The sequence below is a fragment of the Jeotgalicoccus saudimassiliensis genome (assembly GCF_000756715.1).
Classification (GTDB): Bacteria; Bacillota; Bacilli; order Staphylococcales; family Salinicoccaceae; genus Jeotgalicoccus; species Jeotgalicoccus saudimassiliensis.
Window position 1 is genome coordinate 139,889 of sequence record NZ_CCSE01000001.1, and the last position, 26,606, is coordinate 166,494.

Annotated in this window: 24 protein-coding genes; 17 read left to right on the top strand and 7 right to left on the bottom strand. The window is 45.0% G+C overall.

The genetic code is table 11. From position 1 onward, the window contains the following. Nucleotides 1-13: 13 nt before the first annotated feature. Together RZ44_RS00705 and RZ44_RS00710 are read left to right on the top strand one after the other, a co-directional pair. On the top strand, nt 14-481 hold the full coding sequence (locus RZ44_RS00705) for a GNAT family N-acetyltransferase (protein WP_035807457.1): 468 nt from the start codon (nt 14-16) through the stop codon (nt 479-481). A gap of 71 nt (nt 482-552) precedes the next feature. Then, nucleotides 553-1,521: an asparaginase gene (locus RZ44_RS00710; RefSeq protein ID WP_035807458.1), complete on the top strand. Its 969-nt coding sequence runs from the start codon at nt 553-555 to the stop codon at nt 1,519-1,521. Nucleotides 1,522-1,576: 55 nt separating this feature from the next. Here the strand turns inward: RZ44_RS00710 and RZ44_RS00715 are convergent, their stop codons facing one another. From RZ44_RS00715 to RZ44_RS00725, 3 genes are all read right to left on the bottom strand, one after another. Continuing rightward, nucleotides 1,577-2,899: a PQQ-dependent sugar dehydrogenase gene (locus tag RZ44_RS00715; RefSeq protein WP_035807459.1), complete on the bottom strand. Its 1,323-nt coding sequence runs from the start codon at nt 2,897-2,899 to the stop codon at nt 1,577-1,579. Between the two features lie 208 nt (nt 2,900-3,107). Continuing rightward, on the bottom strand, nt 3,108-3,596 hold the full coding sequence (locus RZ44_RS00720; RefSeq protein WP_035807461.1) for a DUF805 domain-containing protein: 489 nt from the start codon (nt 3,594-3,596) through the stop codon (nt 3,108-3,110). A 280-nt stretch (nt 3,597-3,876) separates the two neighbouring features. Further along, entirely contained in the window at nt 3,877-4,737 is an 861-nt protein-coding gene (locus RZ44_RS00725) for an alpha/beta fold hydrolase (RefSeq protein WP_035807462.1), read from the bottom strand. A 371-nt stretch (nt 4,738-5,108) separates the two neighbouring features. On the opposite strand from RZ44_RS00725, the gene RZ44_RS00730 reads away from it, so the two are divergent. The 6 genes from RZ44_RS00730 to RZ44_RS00755 all read left to right on the top strand — a co-directional run bounded on the left by RZ44_RS00730 (nt 5,109) and on the right by RZ44_RS00755 (nt 12,014). After that, nucleotides 5,109-5,516, top strand: a complete 408-nt coding sequence (locus RZ44_RS00730) for a hypothetical protein (protein ID WP_035807463.1) — start codon at nt 5,109-5,111, stop codon at nt 5,514-5,516. A gap of 25 nt (nt 5,517-5,541) precedes the next feature. Further along, nucleotides 5,542-6,531 (top strand): zinc-binding dehydrogenase, encoded by a 990-nt coding sequence (locus tag RZ44_RS00735; RefSeq protein ID WP_035807464.1) that lies wholly within the window; start codon nt 5,542-5,544, stop codon nt 6,529-6,531. Between the two features lie 341 nt (nt 6,532-6,872). Next, nucleotides 6,873-8,606: an ABC transporter ATP-binding protein gene (locus RZ44_RS00740; RefSeq protein WP_035807465.1), complete on the top strand. Its 1,734-nt coding sequence runs from the start codon at nt 6,873-6,875 to the stop codon at nt 8,604-8,606. Further along, entirely contained in the window at nt 8,606-10,336 is a 1,731-nt protein-coding gene (locus tag RZ44_RS00745; RefSeq protein WP_035807466.1) for an ABC transporter ATP-binding protein, read from the top strand. The genes RZ44_RS00740 and RZ44_RS00745 overlap by 1 nt, the downstream gene beginning before the upstream one ends. 7 nt (nt 10,337-10,343) lie before the next feature. Next, nucleotides 10,344-10,784, top strand: coding sequence for an ASCH domain-containing protein (locus RZ44_RS00750; protein WP_035807467.1), 441 nt, complete (start codon nt 10,344-10,346; stop codon nt 10,782-10,784). Nucleotides 10,785-10,889: 105 nt separating this feature from the next. After that, nucleotides 10,890-12,014 carry a 5-methyltetrahydropteroyltriglutamate--homocysteine S-methyltransferase gene (locus RZ44_RS00755; protein WP_035807469.1) on the top strand — a complete coding sequence of 375 codons (1,125 nt, stop codon included), beginning with the start codon at nt 10,890-10,892 and terminating at the stop codon, nt 12,012-12,014. Between the two features lie 56 nt (nt 12,015-12,070). Here the strand turns inward: RZ44_RS00755 and RZ44_RS00760 are convergent, their stop codons facing one another. From RZ44_RS00760 to RZ44_RS00770, 3 genes are all read right to left on the bottom strand, one after another. Then, the gene (locus RZ44_RS00760) at nt 12,071-13,318 is read right to left on the bottom strand and encodes an amidohydrolase family protein (RefSeq protein ID WP_035807471.1); all 1,248 of its coding nucleotides are present in this window, start codon (nt 13,316-13,318) and stop codon (nt 12,071-12,073) included. 178 nt (nt 13,319-13,496) lie between these two features. Continuing rightward, a complete protein-coding gene (locus RZ44_RS00765; protein WP_035807472.1) occupies nt 13,497-13,757 on the bottom strand; it encodes a GlsB/YeaQ/YmgE family stress response membrane protein in 261 nt (86 codons plus the stop codon). 94 nt (nt 13,758-13,851) lie between these two features. Next, a complete protein-coding gene (locus RZ44_RS00770) occupies nt 13,852-15,036 on the bottom strand; it encodes an MFS transporter (protein ID WP_035807473.1) in 1,185 nt (394 codons plus the stop codon). A gap of 155 nt (nt 15,037-15,191) precedes the next feature. On the opposite strand from RZ44_RS00770, the gene RZ44_RS00775 reads away from it, so the two are divergent. From RZ44_RS00775 to recQ, 6 genes are all read left to right on the top strand, one after another. Further along, on the top strand, nt 15,192-15,794 hold the full coding sequence (locus RZ44_RS00775) for an anthranilate synthase component II (protein ID WP_052108702.1): 603 nt from the start codon (nt 15,192-15,194) through the stop codon (nt 15,792-15,794). Next, nucleotides 15,772-17,451: an aminodeoxychorismate synthase component I gene (pabB, locus tag RZ44_RS00780; RefSeq protein ID WP_035807474.1), complete on the top strand. Its 1,680-nt coding sequence runs from the start codon at nt 15,772-15,774 to the stop codon at nt 17,449-17,451. Before RZ44_RS00775 ends, pabB begins: the two co-directional genes overlap by 23 nt. An 8-nt stretch (nt 17,452-17,459) precedes the next feature. After that, nucleotides 17,460-17,666, top strand: a complete 207-nt coding sequence (locus RZ44_RS00785; protein WP_035807476.1) for a hypothetical protein — start codon at nt 17,460-17,462, stop codon at nt 17,664-17,666. A 13-nt stretch (nt 17,667-17,679) separates the two neighbouring features. Then, complete coding sequence (locus RZ44_RS00790; RefSeq protein ID WP_052108703.1) at nt 17,680-17,937, top strand: hypothetical protein; 258 nt, start codon at nt 17,680-17,682, stop codon at nt 17,935-17,937. 1 nt (nt 17,938) lies between these two features. Continuing rightward, on the top strand, nt 17,939-18,886 hold the full coding sequence (locus tag RZ44_RS00795) for a 5-oxoprolinase subunit C family protein (RefSeq protein WP_035807478.1): 948 nt from the start codon (nt 17,939-17,941) through the stop codon (nt 18,884-18,886). A 180-nt stretch (nt 18,887-19,066) separates the two neighbouring features. Then, the gene (gene recQ / locus RZ44_RS00800; protein WP_035807479.1) at nt 19,067-20,857 is read left to right on the top strand and encodes a DNA helicase RecQ; all 1,791 of its coding nucleotides are present in this window, start codon (nt 19,067-19,069) and stop codon (nt 20,855-20,857) included. Between the two features lie 659 nt (nt 20,858-21,516). On the opposite strand, the gene RZ44_RS00805 is transcribed toward recQ, so the two are convergent. Next, a complete protein-coding gene (locus tag RZ44_RS00805) occupies nt 21,517-22,395 on the bottom strand; it encodes a DMT family transporter (RefSeq protein WP_035807480.1) in 879 nt (292 codons plus the stop codon). Nucleotides 22,396-22,760: 365 nt separating this feature from the next. Here RZ44_RS00805 and nrdI point away from each other — a divergent pair, with 365 nt between their 5' ends. From nrdI to nrdF, 3 genes are read left to right on the top strand one after another with little or no spacing between them, the layout of a single operon-like run. Then, a complete protein-coding gene (gene nrdI, locus RZ44_RS00810; RefSeq protein ID WP_035807481.1) occupies nt 22,761-23,156 on the top strand; it encodes a class Ib ribonucleoside-diphosphate reductase assembly flavoprotein NrdI in 396 nt (131 codons plus the stop codon). Continuing rightward, nucleotides 23,140-25,245, top strand: coding sequence for a class 1b ribonucleoside-diphosphate reductase subunit alpha (gene nrdE, locus RZ44_RS00815; RefSeq protein ID WP_035807482.1), 2,106 nt, complete (start codon nt 23,140-23,142; stop codon nt 25,243-25,245). The genes nrdI and nrdE overlap by 17 nt, the downstream gene beginning before the upstream one ends. A 13-nt stretch (nt 25,246-25,258) precedes the next feature. Further along, on the top strand, nt 25,259-26,227 hold the full coding sequence (gene nrdF, locus RZ44_RS00820) for a class 1b ribonucleoside-diphosphate reductase subunit beta (protein WP_035807484.1): 969 nt from the start codon (nt 25,259-25,261) through the stop codon (nt 26,225-26,227). Nucleotides 26,228-26,606: the final 379 nt, after the last annotated feature.

Below are 26,606 nucleotides of genomic sequence, written 5' to 3' on the forward strand. Positions count from 1 at the left end.
AAAGGAGGACATTATGGAACTCGTAAAATACAATTCGCAGTACGACAATCTCATCAACGATTATTATTTACCGGAAGATCAGCTTTACTACAGTGCCATGCCTAGTGAAGCGGTTGAGATTTCAAGAAACAATAACGACAGGCACACCATTCTCGGTTTGGACGATAGCGAACTAGTTACGTTCTTTATCCTCCATGAAAATGATGCGGTGCAGCCTTATTCCAATCAGCCGAATGATATTTTACTGCGTTCGTTTTCTACCAACTACAAACATCAGGGCAAAGGCTACGCGAGAAAAACGCTCGAACTGCTGCCTGACTTTATGAAAGAGCATATCCCGCATATCGACGGTATTGTTCTTGGAGTTAACGTCAAAAACACTGCAGCCCAGGGCTTATATAAAAAGTGCGGTTATGTCGACGAAGGCAACCGTGTTATGGGCAGCAAGGGCGAGATGATTGTGATGAAATATTATCTGTAAAACGGTTACATACTTGTAATTATTGTTATACTGAGGAAGATTAAAAAGTTTTACATAAAGGGGAATGGAGTATGTCACATATTAAACTGCTTACAACGGGCGGAACAATTGCCAGTAAACGCGATCCCGAGACAGGACTGCAGCAAACGGGTTTAATCAGCGGCGAAGAACTCGCAGAAAAACTTAATTTGCACGAGAATATTAATATCAGTGTGGAAGAGATTATTAAAGTCTCAAGCAGTGCCATCACATTCGAGAATCTGATAACGATAAAAGACGCAGTGCTCAATGCACTTGAGGATGATGACGTGGACGGTATCGTTATTACACATGGCACAGATACGCTGGAAGAGACATCTTACTTCTTAAGCCAGGTTATTCCGGCAGGGAAGGCTGTTGTCGTTACAGGTTCACAGCGCGGACCGGAGTTAATCGGTACCGATGCTTATGCGAACCTCCAGGATTCGATTACATTGGCTGCAGATGCCGATGCCGCTAAAATCGGCGTCAGCGTATTATTTAACTCAAAAATATTCATGCCGAGATTCGTGAAGAAAATGAGCGCGATGAACGTCGACGGTTTTGGCGGCGGAGGCACCGGTTATTTAGGCCTGGTGGACGGACACGATGTGAAAATCTATCAGCATCCGGCTCACAGCAATACATATAATGTAGAAGGGCAATTGCCGGAAGTCGATATTATTAAATGTGCATTAGGTACGGATGCGAAATTTATCGACTGTGCCATCGATCATAAAGTTGCAGGGCTCGTCATTGAAACGATGGGGCGCGGGCATGCGAATGATTTCGTGGCTGCCGGCGTGAAAAGAGCAGTTGATGCAGGTATTAAAGTTGTAATTACGAGCGCATCCGACGAAGGTGACGTTAAGGTCGCGTATGACTTTTCAGGCGGGATTTCAAAATTCGAAAAAGACGGTGCTGTAAATGGTGGCTCGTACGACAGCAAAAAAGCGAGATTGAAACTCGCAGTAATGATAGCTGCAGGAGAAGAAGTCACTGCAGAAGATTTTAAATACTAAGCAATAAAAAGACCGTAGCAAATGGGGATTTGCTACGGTCTTTTTGATTTAGGAGTTATTCTGCTGCAGTAACTTTATAAATCATACCGCCATCAGTGGCTGCAATAAGCGCGCCGTCTTCGGTGATAAGAATATCACGGAATCGTTCGCCTTCGTCAGTTAAGAGACGTTCTTCCCCGACAATCATATCGTCTTCAATGACGACACGGACGATATAGTTCGGTGCTAAACCGCCGATGAACAGGTTGTTCTCCCATTCAGGAATTGCATCGTTATCATAGAATGACATACCGCTTGGTGCACTTGTTGGATCCCAATAGTATCTTGGTTCAACAAAGCCCTGTGCATCGTGTTCTGAAATACCATCATTGATTAATTCCCCGGTATATTCGATGCCATAAGACACAATTGGCCATCCATAGTTAGAACCTGGTTCAATAATATTCAGTTCATCCCCGGCTTGCGGACCGAATTCAACAATCCATAAGTCTCCGGTTTCAGGATGGAAGTCCACACCTTGAATATTACGGTGACCGTAGCTGTAAATACCATCCAGTGCGTCTTCATCTTCGATAAATGGATTCGTATCTACTGCTTCCCCGTCTTGCGTAATGTGAATTACTTTACCCAGGTAAGCATCTAAGTCTTGCGCACGTTCGCGAATTGGATCATCTGAACGCTCCCCGGTTGTTAAGAACAGGTTGCCATCATCATCAAACATAATACGTCCGCCGTAGTGTAAGGTACCATCATACGCCGGTTCTGCCTGGAAGATGACTTCAAAATCTTCAAGCGATGTCTCATCTTCTGACAGCACACCTTTACCGACAGCAGTTAAGGTACCCTCATCAACATCTTGAGCAAATGTCATAAATATTAATCTTGATTCTTCGAAATCAGGTGCAATAGTTACATCAAGTAAACCGCCCTGATCTTCGTTATTTACCTCCGGTGTACCTGTGATTGGTTCTGAAACAGAACCATCTTCAAGGTTTACAATAAGAAGTTCTGCCGAATCTCTTTGTGTAACAAGTAAGCGGTTTGTATCAAACTCTTCCATACCCCAGGACACCCCAAGACCCTCAGCAATAACTTCTACATTTAATTCTGTTTCAGTCTCTACTGCAGGTGCTCTTGTTTGCTCCGGAAATGCCGGCTCAAACTCAGTCACTTTTGGTTCGGACTCAGCACTTTCTTCAGTTGCAGTCTCTGAATCCTCAGTTGATTCCTCTGTTGCAGTCTCAGATTCTTCAGTTGCCATCTCCGAATCATCAGTTGATGCTTCGTCTGAACTGCCGCTATTGTCACATGCCGCCAAACCCAATACGAAAATCAGCAATGTAAGGAACATGAATCTTGACCATGAAACCTTCGGCATTTTTTTCCTCTCCCTTTCTAATATATTCAAGTTTAGTTTCCTGAAACCTGGTACCAAAAATTATTAGAACGTTTAAATCATAAAGGGGAATACGAAGCTTCTTTTAAATTAATTTTATCACAATTTTCAGAAAAATAAAGAATCCAGTTCTGGAACTGCACATGAGTTTTATAAATTTAGGAATGGATTCACTTCGGTATTTTTGTCTTTATATCTCTGTAGTGGATGTGACACAGCTTCCGCCTGAACCATACTTATTCGATGTTTTATTACCGGGAAGGATGAACAAGAATAAACTGTACAGGGCGATTATCACGCCGAGAAGAAGGCTTAATGTGCTGACTATTAATACAGCAGCAATTGTATTAGTACCGCCAGTGCCGGCCCAGGCAAACATTCCTATAAAAGCTACAACACCTCCTATAGGCGCTGCGACAGCACTGATAGGAAAAAGGATTGCAAACAGCATCGTACGATTTGTATCATGCAGACGCCTGACCGTTACAGTAAATGAAGGCACCATCGTAATCAGCACAACATATCTTCCAAGCGGAACGTCTATGATTGCTCCAAAGTAAAAAAAGAAAAGAAAGATAAAAATGTGAGTCAGAAAAGGTACCCAAAAGTCAGAACGGGTCGATCTTCCAGTGAAGTCGAAAATACGTTTCCAGAAATCAATGTAACTTTTAATTATCATGTAATCCCCCTAAAATTGTAGAGTGTAATTATTCACGTATGTTTTTATTACATTATACAATAATTAGTTGTAAACAGGATCCGAATCATGCTGTTGCTCATGCGGTCGTAAATTAACAATTGACCGGATGAGACTATTCCATCCGGCTGCAAATTATTATTCAACCGTATGTGATGTTTTCATACGACCGTAAGGCAATTATCAACCGCATGAACCAAGCTCATCCGGACGCAGCGAAGTTTTCAACCGCATGTGAATGAATATCAGCAAGACTGCTTTGTTATTTATCAAATTCAAGAATATGCTGTGCGACTTCTTCGCCTTTTTCTTCAAGCAGGTAGTGACCGCAGCTTTTAAGTTCATAGCCGGTCACGTTATTTATGGATTGCTGCCATATATCTTCAACCGGCAGGCCGGACAGATTGCCTTTTTCTCCCCAAAGCAGCAGTGTATCTATATTTAATTTGTCTGCTGATTCCAGCTTTTCCTGATATTCCGGTAAATCAAATTTGTACGAGGCTCTGTAATCACTCAATGCTGCTTTTACTGCTCCCGGCTTTTTCCAGTGTGAGAGATACTCATCCCACGAACCATCTGAACTTAATAGTTCGAATAAACCATCACCCCGGCTTAACAGAAATTTTAAATATTCTTCTTCTTTGCCTGAGATTAAAGTCTCCGGTAAATCAGGCACAACCTGAAATACCCAGTGCCAATATTTTTTCGCAGCTTCTTGTGCCGATAAAGAATAGACATATTCCATCGGCATAATTTCAATTAAAGCGAGGCGGTTAATTAACTCCGGATTGTCATAGGCCAGTCTGCGTGCAACACGTGCACCGCGGTCATGACCGACAACGTAAGCATCCGTGACATTTTGTGCAGCGAGAATTTCAGCGATGTCCTGAGCCATAATTTTATTTGTATAGTTTTCAATACCTTCAGGTTTGTCAGAATCACCGTAACCCCTTAGATCGACTGCGATAATTTTATAATGTTCTTCAAGATGAGGAATTACATTACGCCAAGTAATCCAGCTTTGCGGAAAACCGTGAAGCAGCAGGCAGACCGGACCGTCATCGATTCCGCCTGTAACGTAATGCAGTTTTGTATTATCTATAGTTATGTAATGACTTTTCATGATTATCAATCTCCTTCTTTATGTGTCTATACCCATAAATACACAGTTTTGATAAACGACATTGAGACGTAGACTGTTTTTTGTCTCATTGTGACTTGCTCATTGGGAAGATAATTGTGTATCTTCTCATTGTGGTGAGCTCATTGAGTCAAATATTGATAATCGTCCCATCGTGAGCCGTTCATCGGGAAGAAAGCCATTCATTGTCTCAATGAGCGGAATCTTCATACAGCCGCAACGCAGCATTCAGCCGCATGAGCGCCGACAAGCACAAAAATCACACCTGAATCTCGCCGCACCAAGCCATTTATCATTCCATAAAAGCCTCTAAATGATACAATGGCGTTAACATTATTTTAGGAGGCACACACATGGAATCGATTACGTTAATGGAAGCTTATGCGATTGAAACTTTAAGAGGAAATGGCATCAGCAATGATAAAATTATTCAAAATATTAAAGCCAACGATCTTGAGGAATTCAAGGCTGTTAAAGAAAATATGGACTTTGATGCCTTAGTGGAACTGAGCAAAAATGCTGATTTTGAAGCGATTGTGAACGACGGCTACAAAGTGAAGTTCCTGACTTTCAACGGCCTGAAGAATTTAATCAAGATGAAATTCGGCAAGTTTGCCGATGAGGATTACCAGGTGGATGAGTTCGTCATTTCAGGTCTTGAACTCGATAAAGACCAGCAGCAGGATTTGGAAAACATCCTTTCTGCGAACTGGACACTGGAAAGTGAAGCTGGCGGCGTAACTGTCAAACCGACAAAGTAAGCAATTACGAAGGAGGTTATTTTTAATGAAGGCTATATACCATGAAGGTGTGCAGAGTCTCGAAGGGATTCAGTACGGTGAAGTCGAACAGGATAAAATCGACGACGGCGAAGTCGTCGTGAAAATGAAGACTGCCGGATTAAATCACAGGGATTTATTTATCCCGGCGAGGCATAACGAAAATGATCCGCCGATTGTACTCGGTTCGGATGGTGCAGGGGTTGTGGCGCAGATTGGTGCCGGCGTCAAAAATGTTAAAGTCGGCGACGAAGTCATTATCAATCCGTCGCTCGGCTGGGAGAAAAACAGTGCGGTGCCGCCTGAAGGGTTTGAAATTACGGGCTTTCCGTTTAACGGCACTTTCGGAGAGTACATGACGATTCCGGCAGAGAATGCCGTACCGAAACCGGCGCATTTAAACTGGGAGGAAGCAGGTGTGCTCGCATTATCTGCGATGACAGCTTACCGTGCGCTGTTTACACGCGGTCAGCTTGAAGCGGGGCAGACGGTACTGATTCCGGGTGCAACCGGCGGTGCGGGGACGTTTCTCATGCAGTTTGCCAAAGCTGCAGGTGCGACTGTCTATATCACTTCCCGTTCTGAAGAAAAACGTCAGGAAGCGCTGAAACTCGGTGCCGATAAAGCGATTGATTCAGAACGTGACTGGCACGAACAGCTCGACGGGAAAAAAGTCGATTTAGTCATTGAAAGCGTCGGCGCGGCAACGTTCAACAAATCTGTTGACCAGCTGAAGCGCGGCGGCACTTTAGTGGCGTTCGGAGCTTCTGCAGGAGACACCGTCGATTTTGATCTGCGCAAATTTTTCTACGGTCAGTTTAATCTGCTCGGTTCGACGATGGCGAGTACAGATGAGCTTAACGACATGCTTGATTTCATTGAAAAACATAACATTAAACCGGTAATGGACAAATCTTATAAAATGGAAGATTTTAAAGAGGCGTTCGACCGTCTCGACAAAGCCGGCATGATGGGGAAAATTGCATTTACTTTATAATATTTAAATTATTCGAAAATTCTTATTGCAAATTGTAAGAAGATAATTTATGATTGATTTGTGACAAAAATATGAACAGGAGGTAAGGCGTTATGAAATTTCTACACAACAAAACTACACAGATTACAATTTCACAACCAAATATCGGTACCTCTCTAATTTCACAACTATAAATTATTCGGGATAATTATATATTTTGAAAATGGAGAGGCATATCCTCTCTATTTTTATGCCTGTTTTTAGCGTGCACATTAATAGTGCGCGCTTTTTTGCGCTTTTACGAGGGGATACGGACGGAAAAACGAATAATTCAAAGGGGAACTTTGGGAAAAAGGTGAATTATGTTTGGTTACATCAGGAAAATCAGCTGGTATATTTTCTCGAACAAAAAGCGTTATGCATTTATCGTTATCTTTTTACTGATTGCGAACGTACTCGATATTATTCCGCCGCAGCTGATCGGCCGGACTATCGATTTAATTAACAACGGTGAACTGACGCAGGAAATGACGCGCAATATATTAATTATTTTTGCAGCAGTCATTATTTTATCCTACACGGTCAGTTACTGGTGGGGCTATCTGCTCTTTGAAGGGGCAATTAAAATCGAATCCATATTACGCAGCAGGCTGATGCGTAAATTTCTGCTCCTGTCGCCGAGCTTTTATGAGCGGAGCAAGACCGGTGACTTAATGGCGAAAGCAACGAATGATCTCAGAACAGTCAATATGGCGACGGGATTCGGAATTATTACACTGCTCGATGCCACGACATTTTTACTGACAATCGTCCTGGTGATGGGCTTTACAATCAGCTGGCAGCTGACGTTCTTTGCGCTCATACCGCTGCCGCTCCTTGCGATTATTGAACAGCGTCTCGGCAAAATGATTAACAAAAGGCATAAATCATCACAGGAAGCATTCGGTGTGATGAACGATGCGGTGCTGGAAGTCGTCGAAGGTGTCAGACTGACGCGCAGCTACGTGCAGGAAGACGCTGAAAATAACAGATTCAAACGTCTGACGGATAACTATTTAAATAAATTTATGAAAGTCGAGAAACTCGATGCTTTCTTTCAGCCGCTGACGATTATCGTCGTGTCATCCAGTATTGCGATTTCGTTCAGCTACGGTGCAGTACTCGTTAACAGCGGCGCGATTACCGTCGGTGAACTGATTACATTTAATGTGTATCTGAACATGCTGATCTGGCCGATGTTTGCGCTCGGCATGCTGTTTAACATTATGGAGCGCGGCAATGCGTCATACGACCGGATCCAGCATGTGCTTGATGAGACCGATGATTTAAAAGCAGGCGGGGAAGAGACGGTAAAAGAGACGAATTTCAACTTTAACGAAGTGTCGTTTAAATATCCGACCGGTAAACACAACAGTCTGGAAAATATAACTATTGAACTGAACAAAGGCGAAACGCTCGGAATTGTCGGCAGGACCGGCAGCGGTAAGTCGACGTTTATCAAGCAGCTGTTAAAAATTTATCCGGAAGGGACCGGCGATTTAGTTATCGACGGCATTAATATTTCAAATCTTAACCGGGAGAAACTGCGCGAGAAGCTCGGGTACGTTTCCCAGGAAAACATTTTGTTTTCGCGCACGGTCAGAGAAAATATTATGTTCGGGAAGCCGGATGCGACAGAAGCGGAAATGATGGAAGCCATCCGTCTGAGTGCGTTCGATGAAGATTTAAAACGCATGCCGGAAGGTCTCGATACGCTCGTCGGAGAAAAAGGGGTGTCGTTAAGCGGCGGACAGAAACAACGCATTTCAATTGCGCGCAGTCTGATCAGACAGCCCGATATTTTAATTCTGGACGATGCGTTAAGCGCCGTCGATGCACGGACTGAACAGAGAATTATTAACCATATTAAAAACAACCGTCTGGGCAAAACGACGATTATTATTACGCACCGCCTGTCAGCAGTGCATCATGCCGATAAAATTATCGTGCTCGATAACGGCAGAATAGTTGAATCCGGCACACATGAGCAGCTGTCTGAAGGCAGCGGCTGGTATTCGGCACAAAACGATTATTTCATTACAGGGGGTGAGTCGTAATGAAGGAAATGCTCAGATTACTGCCGTACGTTAAGCAGTACAAAGGAATGTTTTCAGGCGGCATTTTACTCATGATATTAATGGTCGGCTTTGAACTCGCCGGCCCGCTGATCGCAGCAGCGATTATCGATAACCATATTAAACTTGGAGAGGGCAATATTTTAATCCGGCCGATTTTATATCTCATTGCACTGTTTCTTGCGATAAAACTCATGCACGCAGCGGCGAGCTACTTTGCACAGATTGTGCTCATATCCGCAGGAACGAAAGCGATTCAGCAGATGCGTCTCGACGTCTTTAAACACGTCCAGCAACTGCCGATCCGGTATTTTGATAATCTGCCGGCAGGTAAAGTGGTGGCGAGAATTACGAATGATACTGAGTCCATACTCCAGCTGTTTGCCTCGGTTATTCCGATGTTTATGGTCAGTATATTAACGATTTTCAGCATTACGGCAATCGTCTTTTACGTTCACATGTGGACAGGGATTGTCATGCTGCTGTTTATTCCGGTAATTATTATATGGGGTGTGCTGTATAAAAAATATTCCAATGAAAACAATCATATTAAACGCGAAAGAAACAGCGATATGAACGCCATGATTAATGAATCGATCAATGGGATGCCGATCATTCAGGTGTTCAACCGCGAAGACCAGATCAAAGAAGAGTTTGAAAAAATCAACAGTGAATACTACGACAGTGCAAGCAGTCTCGTGAAACTGGAAAGTCTGACAGGTGAAAACCTGGCGAACTCAATCCGTTCACTCGTGTTTGCGATACTGGTGTATATATTTGCAGGCGCATTTTTAAACGGTACCGGTGCACTGACAGTCGGGCTGATGTATCTGCTCGTCGATTACATTACGAGATTCTTCAACCCGCTGTTTAACATTATTAATCAGCTCAGCATATTCGAGCAGGCGCGTGTCGCAGCGGACAAAGTGCTGGAAATGCTCGATGCGGAACCTGAAAAAGAAGAAGGGCACGCACTCGATACGTTCAGCGGCAACATTTCATTTAGAAACGTCAGCTTTTCTTATGACGGTAAACGGGATGTACTGAAAAATATTAATATCGATGCGGCTCAGGGTGAAACGATTGCGCTTGTCGGCCACACAGGTTCCGGCAAAAGTTCGATTATTAATCTTCTCATGCGCTTTTATGATCCGGGGAACGGCGCGATTTACTTCGATGAATCCGATACGAAGCAGATTGATAAACAGAGTCTCCGCCGTTTTATGTCGATTGTGCTGCAGGATCCGTTTATATACAGCGGGACATTGCTGTATAACGTCAGGCTGAACAATGAGAACATTACGGAAAGAGAAGTATTAAAAGCGCTGGAAGATGTCGGGGCGGGACCGCTTATCGCGCGTCTTCCGGACGGCATTCACTCGGAATTAGCAGAGCGGGGTGCGACGCTGTCACTCGGGGAAAGACAGCTGATTTCATTTGCCCGGGCACTCGCGTTTAATCCGACAGTGCTCGTGCTCGATGAAGCAACCAGCAATATCGACTCGGAAACTGAACAGCTGATTCAGTACGCAATGAACGTCGTGTCAAAAGACCGGACAACATTTATTATTGCGCACAGACTGTCGACGATTCAGCATGCGGATCAAATTGTACTGCTTGAAAATGGTGAAATTAAAGAACAGGGCAATCATGATTCGTTAATGGAACTTGGCAAAGACTATTACAAAATGTATGAAATGCAGATGGGATGATTTTTGAATGAATACAGAACAATATTGGAACGCGTTTATAAATAAGCATCCGGCATACGCGGAAAAAAGCTATACGGCATGGCCGTTCGGTGCAGAACCGGATGAGCTTGCAGCACTCACAGCGAACGGCACGAAAACGTTAACGTGCAGCAGTTTAAAAGAATATGAAGTGGAAAACGAAAGTCTCCCCGGGGCTGGTGATGTCAGTATCGTGCTCGGTGCTGACAGTACACCGAAATGTATTATCGAAAACACGAACGTGTACACGATTGCTTTTAAAGACGCAGACGAAGAAATCGCTTATAAAGAAGGCGAGGGCGACCGGTCTTTATCTTACTGGAGACAGGCACACATCGATTTCTTTAACTGGCTGTACCCTGAAATGGGACTCGTGTTCAGCGAAGATGAGCAGATCGTCGTCGAAGAGTTTAAATTAATTTACGTATAAGGTTATAGCTTAAAGTTATAGCGAACCATGAATTTAAACGGTAATGCTATTACTCCGCCCCCGTGCTACTATAAATTCATATAACAAATGAAGGAGTGGTCAGTTATGTCAGTCACAGCAGTTAAAACAGCACCGTTTAAATTTGATAACGTCGGGAGTTTTTTACGTCCCGCTGATTTAAAGCAGGCACGTGAAGATTTTAAAGCGGGCAGCATTACTCAGGAGGAACTTACTTCAGTTGAAAACGAAGCGATTAAAAATCTGGTCCAAAAACAGAAGGACATCGGTCTGAAGGCAATTACGGACGGGGAGTTCCGCCGTTCATGGTGGCATCTCGATTTCTTCTGGGGACTGAACGGGGTTGAAAAATCCGATGTTGAAAACGGCTATAACTTCGTTGCGATTGAAACGAGAGCCGAGACTGCGCGCCTGACAGGCAAAATCAGCGGTGAGAATCATCCGTTTATCGACCATTTTAAATATATTAACCAGTTTGCGGACGGAGATATTATCGCGCGCCAGACGATTCCGGCACCGGCACAGTTTTTAAGAGAGCTGACGCGCCCGGAAATTAAAGCAGCGACGGAAGCCATTTATCCGGATGAGGCGGAACTCGTTAAAGATATCGCAGCAGCGTACCGCACGTTCATTCAGGAACTGCATGAAGCAGGCTGTACGAATTTACAGCTGGATGACTGCACGTGGGGCATGATCGTCGATGAGAACTTCTGGAAAAATAGAACGGACGGACTGACGATCGATATCCTCGCCGAACAATACGTTGAACTGAACAACAGCGCGATTGAAGAAAAACCTGAAGGACTGACGATTACGACGCATGTCTGCCGCGGGAACTACCGTTCAACGTGGGCATCATCTGGTGCATACGATAAAATATCAGACGAGTTATTCGGCAGGGAAAATGTTGCAGGGTATTATCTCGAGTTCGATACGGAACGTGCCGGCGGATTTGAATCGCTTGAAAAAGTGAGCGGTGACAAAAAAGTGGTGCTCGGGCTCGTATCATCGAAAGTGCCTGAGCTTGAAAGTAAAGCGGAGATTATTTCACGTATTGAAGAAGCGGCGAAATACATCGATAAAGACAGATTATGCCTGAGTCCGCAGTGCGGATTTGCATCGACGGAAGAAGGAAATAATCTGACTGAAGAAGAACAGTGGGCGAAACTTCAGCTGGTGAAAGAGATTTCCGAAGAAGTATGGGGATCATAAAATAATAAAGACGCTGTACGGGATTTTAAATAAACCCGTGCAGCGTCTTTTTATTGTTATTTACTTAAAAAATCGACTTCGATTTCATTTTTACGGACTTCGCGTTTGAATAAGTACTCGCCGTTTCTCACTGATGCGAGCACTTCGGCGCGCTCACGAACTGCCTCGTATGCATCGTGTGCATCCAGGACGATAAAGTTTGCAGAGTTGCCTGCTTTAATGCCGTAATCTTCGATGTTCAATACGTTCGCACCGTTTGACGTAATCAAATCAAGTGCTTTGTTGATTTCATCGATGTGTGTGTAGTGCGCCAGATGAATCCCATTGTCGAGAATATTCATCATATTGCCGTTGCCGAGCGGGTACCAGTAATCCGCGATGGAATCCTGTGCGAATGCAACGTTGTTCCCGTTTTCAAGCAGTTCCTTTACGCGAGTCAGACCGCGGCGTTTCGGATACGCATCTCCGCGCCCCTGCAGGTGCGCATTCTCTGTCGGGCATGAAATAAAGTTGATTTTCGATTCTCTGAACAGCCCCATCATTTTGTTTGCATAACTCGCTTCAACCGCACCGAAGCTCGTCGTGTGGCTGGCAGTCGTTTTCGCACCGTAGTCTTTCTCCATAACGAGTGCGTTCAGTACTTCCAGGAAGCGGCTGTTCGGATCGTCGTTTTCATCACAGTGAATGTCGATCATAACGTCGAACTCCAAAGCCAGATCTACAATTTGTTTTAACGACTCGACACCGTGTTCATATGAAATTTCGAAGTGGGGAATGCCGCCGACAACGTCAGCCCCCATTTCAAGTGCTTTTCTTACGAGCTCAGGGCCGCCTTTATAACGGAAAAACCCTTCCTGCGGGAAAGCCACAAGCTGTAATGTGACAATATCTTTTAACTCTTCACGCAGCTTTAACAGTGCCTTCATTCCCGTTAAGTTTGGATCCGTTACGTCTACATGCGTACGAATGTACTGAACGCCGTGACTCACTTCTTTTTTAATGCCCTTTAAAGCGGACTCGCGAACTTTATCTTCTGTTAAATCTTTCTTGTTATCGCTCCAGCGCTGAATACCTTCGAACAGCGTACCCGACACGTTCGCGTTGCCTTCACCGAGACCGGAGAAAATATAATCGAGGTGCAGGTGGGGATCGACGTAAGGCGGCAGAACCAGTCTGCCTTCAAGATCGACGACCTCATCGGCATCGCCGAGGTTTGTGCCGACAGCTTTAAATTTATTATTTTCAACTAAAATTTCCGTTGACTCCGCATCACCATAAATCGTTGCGTTGATAAACTTCTTCATGTGTAAAACTCCTTGCCTGAATATTGATGTGATACAGTTCCGATTATAGCAAACAGGGCGGAAAATAGCCGGTTTGACACTGTTTAAATCAGTCATTTCATTATCACTGCACAAAAAAACGGAATTCCCGCAACCGGGAATTCCGCCGTAATCTTCTGTATTGGTTATCATGAGGTGTTTAAGCTTTTTTGTTTCCTTTAAGCAGTCCAAAGATGAACGATACTACAAGGATTAAAATAATCGCACCAAGCAGTGTACCGATAATGCTCATGCCGCCTAATGTCGGCCCGATGTCTAAACCAAGTGCGTTACCGATTGATGCACCGATGATTCCGGCTAAAATGTTACCGATAATACCAAATGGGACATCTTTACTTACGATTACACCTGCAAGCCAGCCTAAAATACCGCCGACGATAATAGTCCATAACCAACCCATTCTAATTACCTCCTAGAAAATATATAAATAAATGCGGTGTTCTACTTGAATACATTGCCTGTTTTTCAAAGTAATAAACATTCACGCGTAAATTTTATATAATTTTTTTCGTACTTTTCAGTATGAAAAACAGGAGCAGCGACATGACACCGCTCGCCGCACTGATCCAGTAAATCGAACTGTAATCCGCATACTCTGCGACGAGACCGAATGTGATTGCCCCGAGGCCGACACCGAGGTCAAATGCCGAAAAATATGTAGCGTTGGCCATGCCCCGTTTTCTGAGCGGTGTCGTATTTATCGCAGTTGCCTGGAGTGCGGGCTGGGCTGTACCGAAACCGAGTCCGTATAAAATGGCGCCGGCAAATAAATATACCGGGCTCTTGAGCATCGCAAGCAATGTAAGACCGAGAATGATTAACAGTATGCCCGGAATGAATACAATCGTCAGTCCGCGCCGGTCGTATATGCGTCCTGCAAAAAAACGTGTCGTGACGAGGGCAAGTGCATACAGCACAAAGTAAATTTGAATGTAGTGGGGGGCGAAGCCCTGCTGAAATGTGTAGGCAGGGAGAAATGTTGCGATGCCCCCGAACGTAAATGTAATGAAAAATAACAGTGCCGATGCGGGCAGTGCTCTTTTTTCAATGAAGTTAAAGCGCGTCCGGGACGCGGCATCTTCCTTCATTTCAGAATCCGTCAGCGGCTCCGGTTTAACGTAGCGCACGTTCAATGCGAGTACGAGTGCAATCATTGTGAGTGTCCCGCAGATGATAAACAGTGTAGAAAACTCAATATGGTTCACTAAAAACAGTCCGAGTGCCGGACCGATTGCGAGTGCGAGATTACCGCTCAGCCCGAAAAATCCGAGACCTTCCCCGCGCCGGTCTTTTGGAACGAGGTCTGACGCGATTGTACCGGATGCTGTGTTCGACAGTCCCCAGCCGACTCCCTGCACAATTCTGACGACAACAAGAATGAGTATTGTCGTACTGATTGCGAGTGAGTAAAGAGACAGCACGAGAATCAAAAGGCCGATAAGAAATACCGGCGCCCGTCCTGTCGTATCGAGAAGCTTACCGCCAAACGGCCGGATTAACAGTGCCGAGAATGTAAATATCCCGACGATAATTCCGACCCACGTTTCATTTGAACCGATTTCCTGCACGTATAACGGCAGCGTCGGCAGCGTCATCTGAAACGACGTGAAAATAAAAAAGTTGGCGATGACGATAATGATAAAATCCCTTGTCCATATTCTGGACCTTGTGGCAGACATAGATCACCCTTCTTAATAAGTAACGATATTTGTCTTCATTAATATTAAGTCTACATCAGAGTATGAAGTTTTTCATCCCGGGCAATGCGGATAGTGTTATTTAAATTGATTTGTATATGATATTATTAAGGAAATTACATACAGGGAGCAGAACAGTGAATTTATTAATGATAGACAATTACGATTCATTTACATATAATCTCGTTCATTACATCGAGAGCAATCCATATAATGCCGGTATTAAAGTTGTCACACCGGATCAGCTGGACGATAATTTAATAGAAGAATTTAATATTATCGGACTGATTATTTCTCCCGGGCCGTCACATCCAAAAGACCGCCCGGAAGTTATCGAATTTATAAACAGACATTATAAGACACTGCCGGTGCTCGGCATATGTCTAGGCCATCAGATGCTCTGGCATATGTTCGGCGGAGAAGTGTCGCGCGGTGAGCGTCCGATTCACGGCCATCCGTACGACGTGCACCATGACGGTGAAGGACTGTACAAAGGACTGACGTCACCGCTCCGGGGATGCCGCTACCATTCATTAACATGTTACGGCGAGCTTGAAGATTTCGAGATTGCCGGACGGACAGCAGACGGTACGAACATGGCAATCCGCCATAAGGATTACCCGGTATTCGGTGTCCAGTATCATCCGGAAGCCATTTTATCGGAACACGGCAGAGCGCAGCTCAATAACTTTATACGAATTGCAGTGGAGGAAAGTCATGAGAGCACATACAAAGTTTAAAAAGAACGGTACAGTCGAAAATCTGTACTTTACGAATCCGGTCGAAATCATTACGGCCGGCACGCCGTTTGACGAAGCACTGGACAGGGCGGAACATTATCAGAAAGAAGGATACTACGCTGTCATCGGCGTTACTTATGAAAAAGATGATTACGTCATCGGCATATACGATAAAACAGTGTCGTACGCCGAATTTTTAGGCGGCAGACAGCCGGAAATGTATCGGATGAGCAGACCGGAACTCAGCGAAACAAAAGAAGAAATTGAGAATAATATACAGGCGGTCAGAAATTACATACTGGACGGCCATACATATCAGGTGAACTACACGACGCGTCTGTACGGTGATTTCAGCGGCGACAGCCACCAGCTGTTTTTAAAATTAAGCAGCCAGAACAACGGTGACTACGCGATGTATATCGATTATGACGGCAGGCAGATCGTGAGTCTGTCGCCGGAACTGTTTTTTGAAATGGATCCGGAACGACGAATCAAAACGAAGCCGATGAAAGGCACGGCGCCGAGATCGGAAGACCCGGAAAAAGATCAGGAGAGCTATGAATTTTTAAGGCACTCGAAAAAAGATCAGGCGGAAAACGTTATGATTGTGGACCTGTTAAGAAACGATATATCCAAAATAGCGAAGCCGGATACAGTAGAAGCGGTGAAACTGTTTACGATTGAGAAGTATCAGACAGTCTACCAGATGATTTCAACAGTTGAAGCGGACGTCAGAGATAACGTGACGCTAAGCGGTGAGTTTGATGCGCTGTTCCCGTGCGGATCGATTACGGGGGCTCCGAAAGAAATGACGATGCGGCTGATTGAAAAACTTGAGAAAACGCCGCGCGGATTTTACTGCGGTGCGCTCGGGATTTTATATCCCGATGCGTCATGCGTGTTCAACGTGCCGATCCGCACGCTGACAATTACGGGTGACCGTTATATTTACAGTGCGGGCGGGGGGATTACATACGATTCGATTCCGTCTGCCGAGTTCGAGGAAATACTGCACAAAACATCATTCCTGGAGCAGGGGCAGTACGAACTCATCGAGACGATGCGTTTACAGGACGGTAAAATCCAGCGTCTCGATTACCACGCGAAGAGATTAAACAACAGTGCAGCGCACTTTAAGTTCGGGAAACCGGATTTCATACAGGCGCTGCAGTCTTATATAGAAAAAAACAGCATTGACTCCGGTGTGTTTAAACTCCGCGCGACGCTGTCGCGTGAAGGTGAATTGAACATTTCGCACGCCGCACTCGCTGAGAACAAGCAGCCGGTGACAGCTGTCCTTGCGTCAGCGCCGCTCTACGGGGCACCGGATTTTATCGCGCATAAAACAACGGTCAGACATCAGTACGGCGGGAAAACAAATGATTCTGACGTCGTTTTATATTATAATGATAACTTAGATATTACAGAGTTTAATATCGGCAGCATCGTCATTAAGGAAGGGGACGCGTTTTACACGCCTCCGCTGTCCGCGGGCATCCTGAACGGTGTCATGCGCCAGTCCCTGATTGATGAGCAGAAAATCACTGAACAGAACATAACGATGAAGGATCTGCGTTATAAATACGAAAATGGTCAAATTGACTTATTCATGATAAACAGTGCGCGGGAATGGGTGGCAATCACACTCGCGGAATGAGGTGGCTTATGTTTACAATACTTTTAATTTTACTCATTGTTGCAATTGTTGTACTGACGCATTTTGTAGTCACGTACCTGTTGAAAAATGATGTTAAAATCGTCGGAATCGCAATCGGTTTCGTCGGCGTCATTATTGCAATAATTGTTTTTGGCATCGCCATGGGCAACTTTACGGAATACGTTGCAGGCGAATTGGAATTCTTTTACCGATAAGAGGAGTGGACTCATGATTTTTGCAAATGGAGATAAAGTAATCACGTACCAGGAAGATGCGTCAGTCATTAAAAATATTAAAGCGCAGTACGATAAAGACGGATTGAACATTAATAATCCTTATATCGGTGACACGGTATTTACGAAAAATACAGTCAGCTTTTACTATGACCCGGTCGAAGTAATGGAAAACGAAAATACAATTGAGCCGGCGGCTTATATTATTTCTGTAGTAGAGCCTGTACTCGGCAGTGTAAGCGGGGGTAAATAAGATGAGCTTAATTATTCAGGAGGGCGGTCTGTTAACGATTCTGCAGACGGTCGAAAAACAGACAAATACTGAACAGAAAAATAATGAATACAACGGTGCGGTCGACAGCCTGTCACCGATGCTTGCAAACAAACTTGTCGGCAACGATGTCAATGAACCGACGCTTGAAATGTCGGGGCAGCCTGCTGTCATCCAGTTTACGGAACCGACAATCATCGCGTATTCGGGCGGGGATTTTAACGGCCGCGTCAGCGACGATGACATTCAGCCGAACCGTATTTATCACGTGGACCGCGGAGATGTTTTATCGTTCCAGGGGTCAACGCGCGGCAACAGACTGTACCTGGCAATTGCCGGCGGCATTGCTGTTGAAAAGTCAAACGTGCTGAAGTCGGGCGATGAAGTGATTATGCGCCGCAACTACACAGCGCTGCACGATGAAATTTTCCACATGATGAACAACAAGCGTAAAGTCAGCTGGGGAATCGGCATCTATTCACTTGTCGAAGTCTACTTATCGGATACTTATCACATCGTGAAGCGTCCGGATGTACCTGCTGAAGTGTACGAGCGTCTCGAAGAGCGCGAATACACTGTAACTCAGGAGGAGAACCGCATTCAGCTGTCTGTCGAAGGACAGGAAATTGAGTTTAAGGCACCTGCCTGTGTGAATCCGGGCGTATTGGGCGGCGTTTATCTCGAAAACGGTCTGCCGACTATCGCACTGAACGATTTCGGGCAGGAAACGGAACTGGCACATATCGGGACAATTCCGAGCTACCACATGCACAAACTCGGCCAGAAGCGCCGCGGTTCTAAAATTAAATTTAAAGCGGTGGATATCAGCGATGCCCACGCGGAAACGTACGGTCACTATTTATGGGTGAACAGTCTGTTTAAAGCGATCGACTACAAAATTTCAAAAGAACTCGTAAAAGAAAAAATGTAACATTTACACTAATATTATAAATCTCCTGTTTCAGCAGGCACTGAATGGTGCAAACTGCAGACGGGAGATTTTTTCGTGTGTTTATTAACGCAAATTACAACAAACTTTAATAAAAATAATGTATAATGTAGCAGATAAATTATATAAGAACGACATACATAAATATAGGAATGATATTTTATGGAAGCCATCTTAAAAGAATATTTTGGGTATGAAAAATTCAGATACGGCCAGCAGGAAATCATCGAAAACATTTTAGCGGGTGATAATGCACTGGGCATTTTACCGACAGGTTCGGGTAAGTCGCTGTGCTATCAAATCCCGGGCTTAATGTTCGAGGGCACGACGCTTGTCATTTCACCGCTGATTTCTTTAATGCAGGATCAGGTGGATTCATTGAAGCGCCGCGGTATTAGTGCGGAATGCATCAACTCGACAATGGCAAAGCGCGACCTGAACGATGTAATGGGACGCCTTGTACGCGGGGAACTGCAGTTTTTATATGTGGCTCCGGAGCGTTTTAATAACGAAGAGTTTAAAACAGCGGTCCGTCATGCGGAAATACCGTTTGTTGCATTTGATGAGGCGCACTGTATTTCCAAATGGGGACACGATTTCAGACCGAGCTATCAGAGTATTATTCCCGAGCTGAAGGCACTGCTGCCGGACGTTCAGATTATTGCGGTGACGGCGACGGCAACTGAAGAAGTGGAAGAGAACATACAGGAACTGCTGAACATTAAAAACAACGCAGTCTTTAAAACGAGCGTCAGACGCGACAACTTAAAACTGTCTGTGAACGGCACGTACCAGCGCGAGCAGTTTATTTTATCCTATATAAAAGAACGTCTCGAACAGTCGGGGATTATTTACGTTTCGACGCGTGCCGAAGTGGAAAAACTGTCTGTGTATTTAACGGACAATAATATTGAAAACGTAATTTACCACGGCGGGCTCGGCAAAAAAGAGAGAAACGACAACCAGCAGAAATTTGTGTCGGATGAAGTGAAAATCGTCATCGCAACGAACGCATTCGGTATGGGGATTGATAAGCCGGATATCCGTTATATCATTCACTTCAACCTGCCGGGAGACCTCGAGAGCTACTACCAGGAAATCGGGCGTGCCGGCCGTGACAGCCGGCCGAGTGACTGTATACTGCTGTCGACACAGCGGGACGTCAACCTGCAGCAGTTCTTTATCGACCGTGCGACCGCGACGGATCAGTACAAGGACCATATGCGCGAAAAACTCGATTTGATGCTGCAGTACAACAAGACGAGCAAATGTCTGAGCAGTTTTATCGTGAAGTATTTTAACCACGACGAGTATGTGGAAGCGTGCGGCCAGTGTTCGAGCTGTCTGTCAGCCGAGCGCACCGAGCCGATGACATCGGAGGCGCGTCTGATTTTGGAACTGGTCCAGGAAACAGACGGGCAGCTGTCGAAAGAACTTGTCATTCAGGTGCTGCGCGGCGAGAATGCCGATAATATCGTGGCACGCGGCCTGGATTCGCAGGAACGCTTCGGCGTACTCGATTCATACCGCACGAGCGACGTGAATCATCTCGTTGAAGAACTGATTATGCGCGGCTATGTGCATTGTGCCGGCAATCGCATGCACCTCGTTGAGAAAAGTCTCGATATACTGAACCGTAAGGTGAAACTGTACACGGTACCGTACCGCAAACATTACAACGAGCGCGTGAACGTTTCGACCGACTCATCGCCGAACGAAATATTATACGATAAACTGCTCAGCACCCGTAAGAACCTCGCAGACAAACATAAACTGGACGAAGATGCGATCTTTACAGATCAGATACTGAAAGAATTCGCGAAGAAAATGCCTCAGTCGAAACAGGACATGATGCACATCCAGGGCGTCGGCAACTACAAACTTAAACACTACTGCCCGTATTTCCTGGAAGAAATCCGGGAACACGGCGGCAGCGGTGTGACGAGCGGATAAAATTGATATGATTGACTGTGGAAACCGGGACTCTGGGGAGTCCCGGTTTTTGATTTTGGGGATGTTGCTGACGGGGAGGAGGCGCGCCATCGTAACAATGAGGAGCGTTCATAGTCACTTAGACGCGCTATCGTAACAATGAGGAGCGCTCATAGTCACTTAGACGCGTTATCGTAACAATGAGGAGCGCTCATAGTCACTTAGGCGCGCTATCGTAACAATGAGGAGCGCTCATAGTCACTTAGGCGGGCTATCGTAACAATGAGGAGCGCTCATAGTCACTTAGACGCGCTATCGTAACAATGAGGAGCGCTCATAGTCACTTAGGCGGGCTATCGTAACAATGAGGAGCGCTCATAGTCACTTAGGCGCGCTATCGTAACAATGAGGAGCGTTCATAGTCACTTAGACGCGCTATCGTAACAATGAGGAGCGCTCATAGTCACTTAGACGCGCTATCGTAACAATGAGGAGCGCTCATAGTCACTTAGGCGCGCCATCGTAACAATGAAGAGCGCTCATAGTCACTTAGACATCCCTCTTCCCGATATGAGATCTTTATCCCTGATATATTACTCCGGACGCCTTCAATTCCCCAACCCAACCCAACCCAACCAAAAAATCCCCCGCTCACACAAAACGGGGGATCCAAAAAATTTCTATCTTGCTTTTTTACCGACAACTTTTAATTTCACCGGGCGGTTCTTCATATACATGTAGTAACTCGCCGAGAAGATAATGATATAACCGAGTATCGACAGCATATCGGGAACTTCGTTAAAGATGATTATACTGAACAGTGCGGTAAACAGTATCGTCGAGTAGAAGAAGATTGAAATCTCCTTCGCCGGTGCGAAGCTGTATGCAATGGTCAGGCCGAACTGTCCGACGGCGGCAAATACGCCCGCCAGCACAAGCATCCAGAACTGGCTCACCGTCATCGGTTCGAATTGGTAGATAAAGAACGGCAGCAGCGCAACGGTCGAGAAGAACGAGAAGTAGAATACTACCGTATAAAATTTCTCGCGGCTTCCGAGAATCCGGAGCACGGTATAGGCACCGGCTGCGAATATAGCGCCGAGCACTCCGATAAGCGCGTACATCGTATCGCTCGAGAATGACGGTTTAATAATAAACACCGCACCGATCAGAGCTATAATAATCGAGATTATCTGGAATCTCAGTATGTATTCTTTTAAAAATACGGCGCAGAGTATTATAGTAAAGAACGGGCTCAGTTTATTCAGAATGTCGGCATCGCTCAGCACCATCCGGTCGATGGTAAAGAAATTTAACAGTACTCCGAACAGTCCGAGTGCTGAACGGAGCAGCAGCCAGCCCTGGTTTTCCCTTTTGCCAAAAAGGCTCTCTCTGTAATAGAGAACGAGTGCCAGCGCAATCAGCATCGAGATAAAATTTCTGAAGAAGGTTTTCTGCACAGTCGGCAGATCACCTGAGTATTTTACGAAAAGGGACATCAGACTGAATCCAAGAGAAGAAATAATCAGAGCGATGATACCTTTTACAACATTATTCATTAACAACACTCCAAATTTATTTGTACGATAATTTCACTATTTTCATCAAATAGACAGGGGAAAAGTTTCGTTAATTTTTTATGATAAAATTTTCAATCTGTTTATCACATATCCACCGTGCATTACGGCTCCCCGAATAAAAATTTTAGGCATGAAATTTTTATCTTATCCATTTTTTAACATTGCCTGAAGCATTTTAATATGAGATTATAGAACATGTTAAACCATAGATATTGTGCTGATAAAGAGTTTGAAACACAATATGTAGTGGTATTGCCAAATATAGCCGGAAAAAGCAAGTATAGAATAAATATAAACATAGAACATACGTTCGGTTTATGCTATCCTTGAAAGGAGATGACAAAGTGATTATTGCTTATTATTCGATGACAGGTAATATCCGTCGCTTCTTAAATAGTATGGACATTCCAGACACCTATGAATTATATCAAATAACAGCCGCCAATGTCAGAGAGAAAATCGACGATACATTTATTTTAGTCACACCGACATACGGCTTTGGAGCTGTGCCTGATACTGTTAAGGAATTTTTAAAGATTAACTCCTATAATATGTTCGCTGTCGCATCGAGCGGCAACCGCAACTGGGGGCAGAACTTTGCCAGAGCAGGAGAGTATATAAGTAACGACTACAGCGTACCGCTGTTAATGAAGTTCGAGCTTCACGGAACTCCGGAAGAGCGCGCACAATTTGTAGTTGAATTAGAAAGGGCAGGGGAATTGCATGAAAGTATTGGATGAGAAAACATATAACCACGTTGAACTGAACAACGAAGTCACACAGCGCGATGAAACAGGTTTCTACAAACTTGAAAAAGACCTTGAGGCGCTTGATGTATTTATGGAAGAAGTCGAAGCGAAGACGATTCATTTTGAGTCGGAGCTTGAAAGACTGCACTACCTCGTGGATAACGATTTCTACTACGATTTATTCCAGGAGTACAGCGAAGCTGCACTTCAGGATATTATTGATCATGCAGGTGCTATTGAGTTTAACTTCAAGAGCTACATGGCAGCGAGTAAGTTCTTTAAAGACTACACATTAAAAACAAACGATAAAAAACAGTACCTGGAAGATTACAGACAGCACGTAGTCATCGTCAGCCTGTACCTTGCCAAAGGAAATATCGAGACTGCGAAGCGTTTTATCACTTCGATGATGGAGCAGCGTTACCAGCCGGCAACGCCGACGTTCCTGAATGCAGGCCGCGCACGCCGCGGTGAAATGGTTTCATGTTTCCTGCTTGAAGTTGACGATTCACTGAACTCGATCAACTATATCGACTCGACTGCGAAGCAGTTAAGTAAAATCGGCGGCGGTGTTGCGATTAACTTATCAAAACTCCGTGCACGCGGTGAAGCGATTAAAGGTATCGAAGGTGTAGCCAAGGGAGTACTTCCTGTAGCGAAGTCGCTGGAAGGCGGATTCAGCTACGCGGACCAGCTGGGTCAGCGTCCGGGTGCAGGTGCTGTTTACTTAAACATCTTCCACTATGACCTGCCTGAATTCCTCGATACGAAAAAAGTAAACGCGGATGAAGATATCCGTCTGTCGACAATTTCGACAGGACTCGTTGTACCGTCGAAGTTCTTTGAACTGGCACGCGACAACAAACCTTTCAGCTTATTCGCACCACACACGGTGGAACGTGAATACGGTGTGGCACTTGATGATATGGACATGGACGAAATGTACGATCAGCTTGTGGCGAATGACAACGTTAAAAAACGCGAATACGATGCGCGCGATATGTTAAATACAATCGCCCAGACGCAGCTGCAGTCGGGCTACCCGTACTTAATGTTCAAAGACAATGCGAACAGAGTACATCCGCTCGGCGATATCGGACAGATTAAAATCAGTAACTTATGTACTGAGATCTTCCAGCTGCAGGAAACATCCGAAATTAACGACTACGGTACAGACGATGTAATCAAACGCGACATTTCATGTAACCTTGGTTCGATGAACATTGCGAACGTAATGGATTCGGGGAAAGTGAAAGAAACTGTACATGAAGGTATCGAAGCACTGACACTTGTAAGTGACGATACTTCAATTGCAAACGCACCGGGCGTTAAGAAAGCAAACGATGAGCTGCACTCTGTAGGACTTGGCGCGATGAACCTTCACGGTTACCTCGCAAAAAATAAAATTTCTTACGAATCCCAGGAAGCAAGAGACTTTGCGAACGTGTTCTTCATGATGTTGAACTTCCACTCGATCGAAAAATCAATGGAAATCGCTAAAGAACGCGGTGTAACATTTAAAGACTTCGAACGTTCAGACTATGCGACAGGCAAATACTTCACACGCTACACTGAGGAAGATATTAAACCTGAGTCGGACAAAGTTGCAGAACTGTTTGAGCACATTCACGTACCGACGAAAGAAGACTGGGCGGAGCTGCAGGCGAAAGTTGAAGCGCACGGACTTTATCATGCGTACCGACTTGCGATTGCACCGACACAGAGTATTTCCTACGTGCAGAACGCAACGAGCTCGGTAATGCCGATCGTAGATATGATCGAGCGCAGAACTTACGGCAACTCCGAAACGTTCTACCCGATGCCGTTCTTATCGAAAGAGTCAATGTGGTACTACAAGAGCGCGTTTAATACAGATCAGATGAAATTAATCGATATGATTGCGACAATTCAGCAGCATATCGACCAGGGAATCAGTACGATTCTTTACGTAAACTCGGAAATCTCAACGAGAGAGCTTGCGAAATATTACATCTACGCACATCATAAAGGATTGAAGTCACTCTACTACACGAGAAACAAATTACTCAGTGTTGAAGAATGTACGAGTTGTGCAGTATAAAGGAGATTAGACAATGATTGCAGTTAACTGGAACAAAGAAGATGACATGACTAATGTCTTCTGGCGCCAAAACATCTCACAGATGTGGGTCGAGACAGAGTTTAAAGTGTCAAAAGATTTATCGTCATGGGCAGGACTGTCCGACGATGAGAAAGATACTTTTAAAAAGGTACTGGCAGGTTTAACAGGACTGGATACACATCAGGCAGATGACGGCATGCCCCTGATTATGCTGCATACTCCTGATCTGCGTAAAAAAGCAGTTTACTCATTTATGGGCATGATGGAGCAGGTTCACGCAAAATCATACTCGCACATCTTTACGACGCTGCTGCCGACTAAAGAAACAGATGATTTACTGGATAACTGGGTTATGAAAAACGAACAGTTAAAATTTAAAGCAGACAAAATTGTTACAAACTACTATAAATTACTCGATAAAAACCCGTCAGCCTACGACAGATATATGGCACGCGTATCATCGGTCTTCCTCGAATCGTTTTTATTCTATTCAGGATTCTACTATCCGCTTTATTTAGCGGGGAACGGCCGCATGACAACGAGCGGTGAAATTATCCGTAAGATTTTACTGGACGAATCGATTCACGGTGTCTTCACCGGACTCGATGCACAGGAAATGAAGAGCGAACTGACAGCAGAAGAGCAGGAGCAGGCGGACAAAGCGATGTACAAACTGCTCGACGAGCTGTACGAGAACGAAGTCGTTTACACGAAGAGCCTGTACGACAAGCTCGGTCTGACTGACGATGTATTGAACTACCTTCAGTACAACGCCAACAAGGCACTGGCAAACTTAGGCTTTGAACCTTACTTTGAAGAAAAAGGCTTCAACCCGATCATCGAGAACGCACTCGATACGACGACGAAGAACCACGACTTCTTCAGTGTTAAAGGTGACGGCTATGTCCTTGCGTTAAACGTTGAACCGTTACGCGACGAAGACTTCGTATTTAACGATTAAAATATTTGAATCCTCCCCCGGAAAGCCGGGGGAGGATTTTTTGGTTGGTGGGAGTGCTGCTGATGGTTGCGGTCCAACGTAGGAGCGACGACGGATCAAACCCGGGTGATTGGACCAACGTGAGAGCGACGACGGGTCAAATTTGAGTTGTTGGTCCAACGTAGGAGCGACGACGGGTCAAATTTGAGTTGTTGGTCCAACGTAGGAGCGACGACGGATCAAACCCGGGTTGTTGGACCAACGTGGGGGCGACGACGGGTCAAACCCGGGTTATTGGACCAATGAGAGAGCGACGACGGCCCAAATCCGGCTTATTGGACCAACGAGGGGGCGACGACGGGTCAAACCCGCGATATTGGACCAACGTGGGAGCGACGAC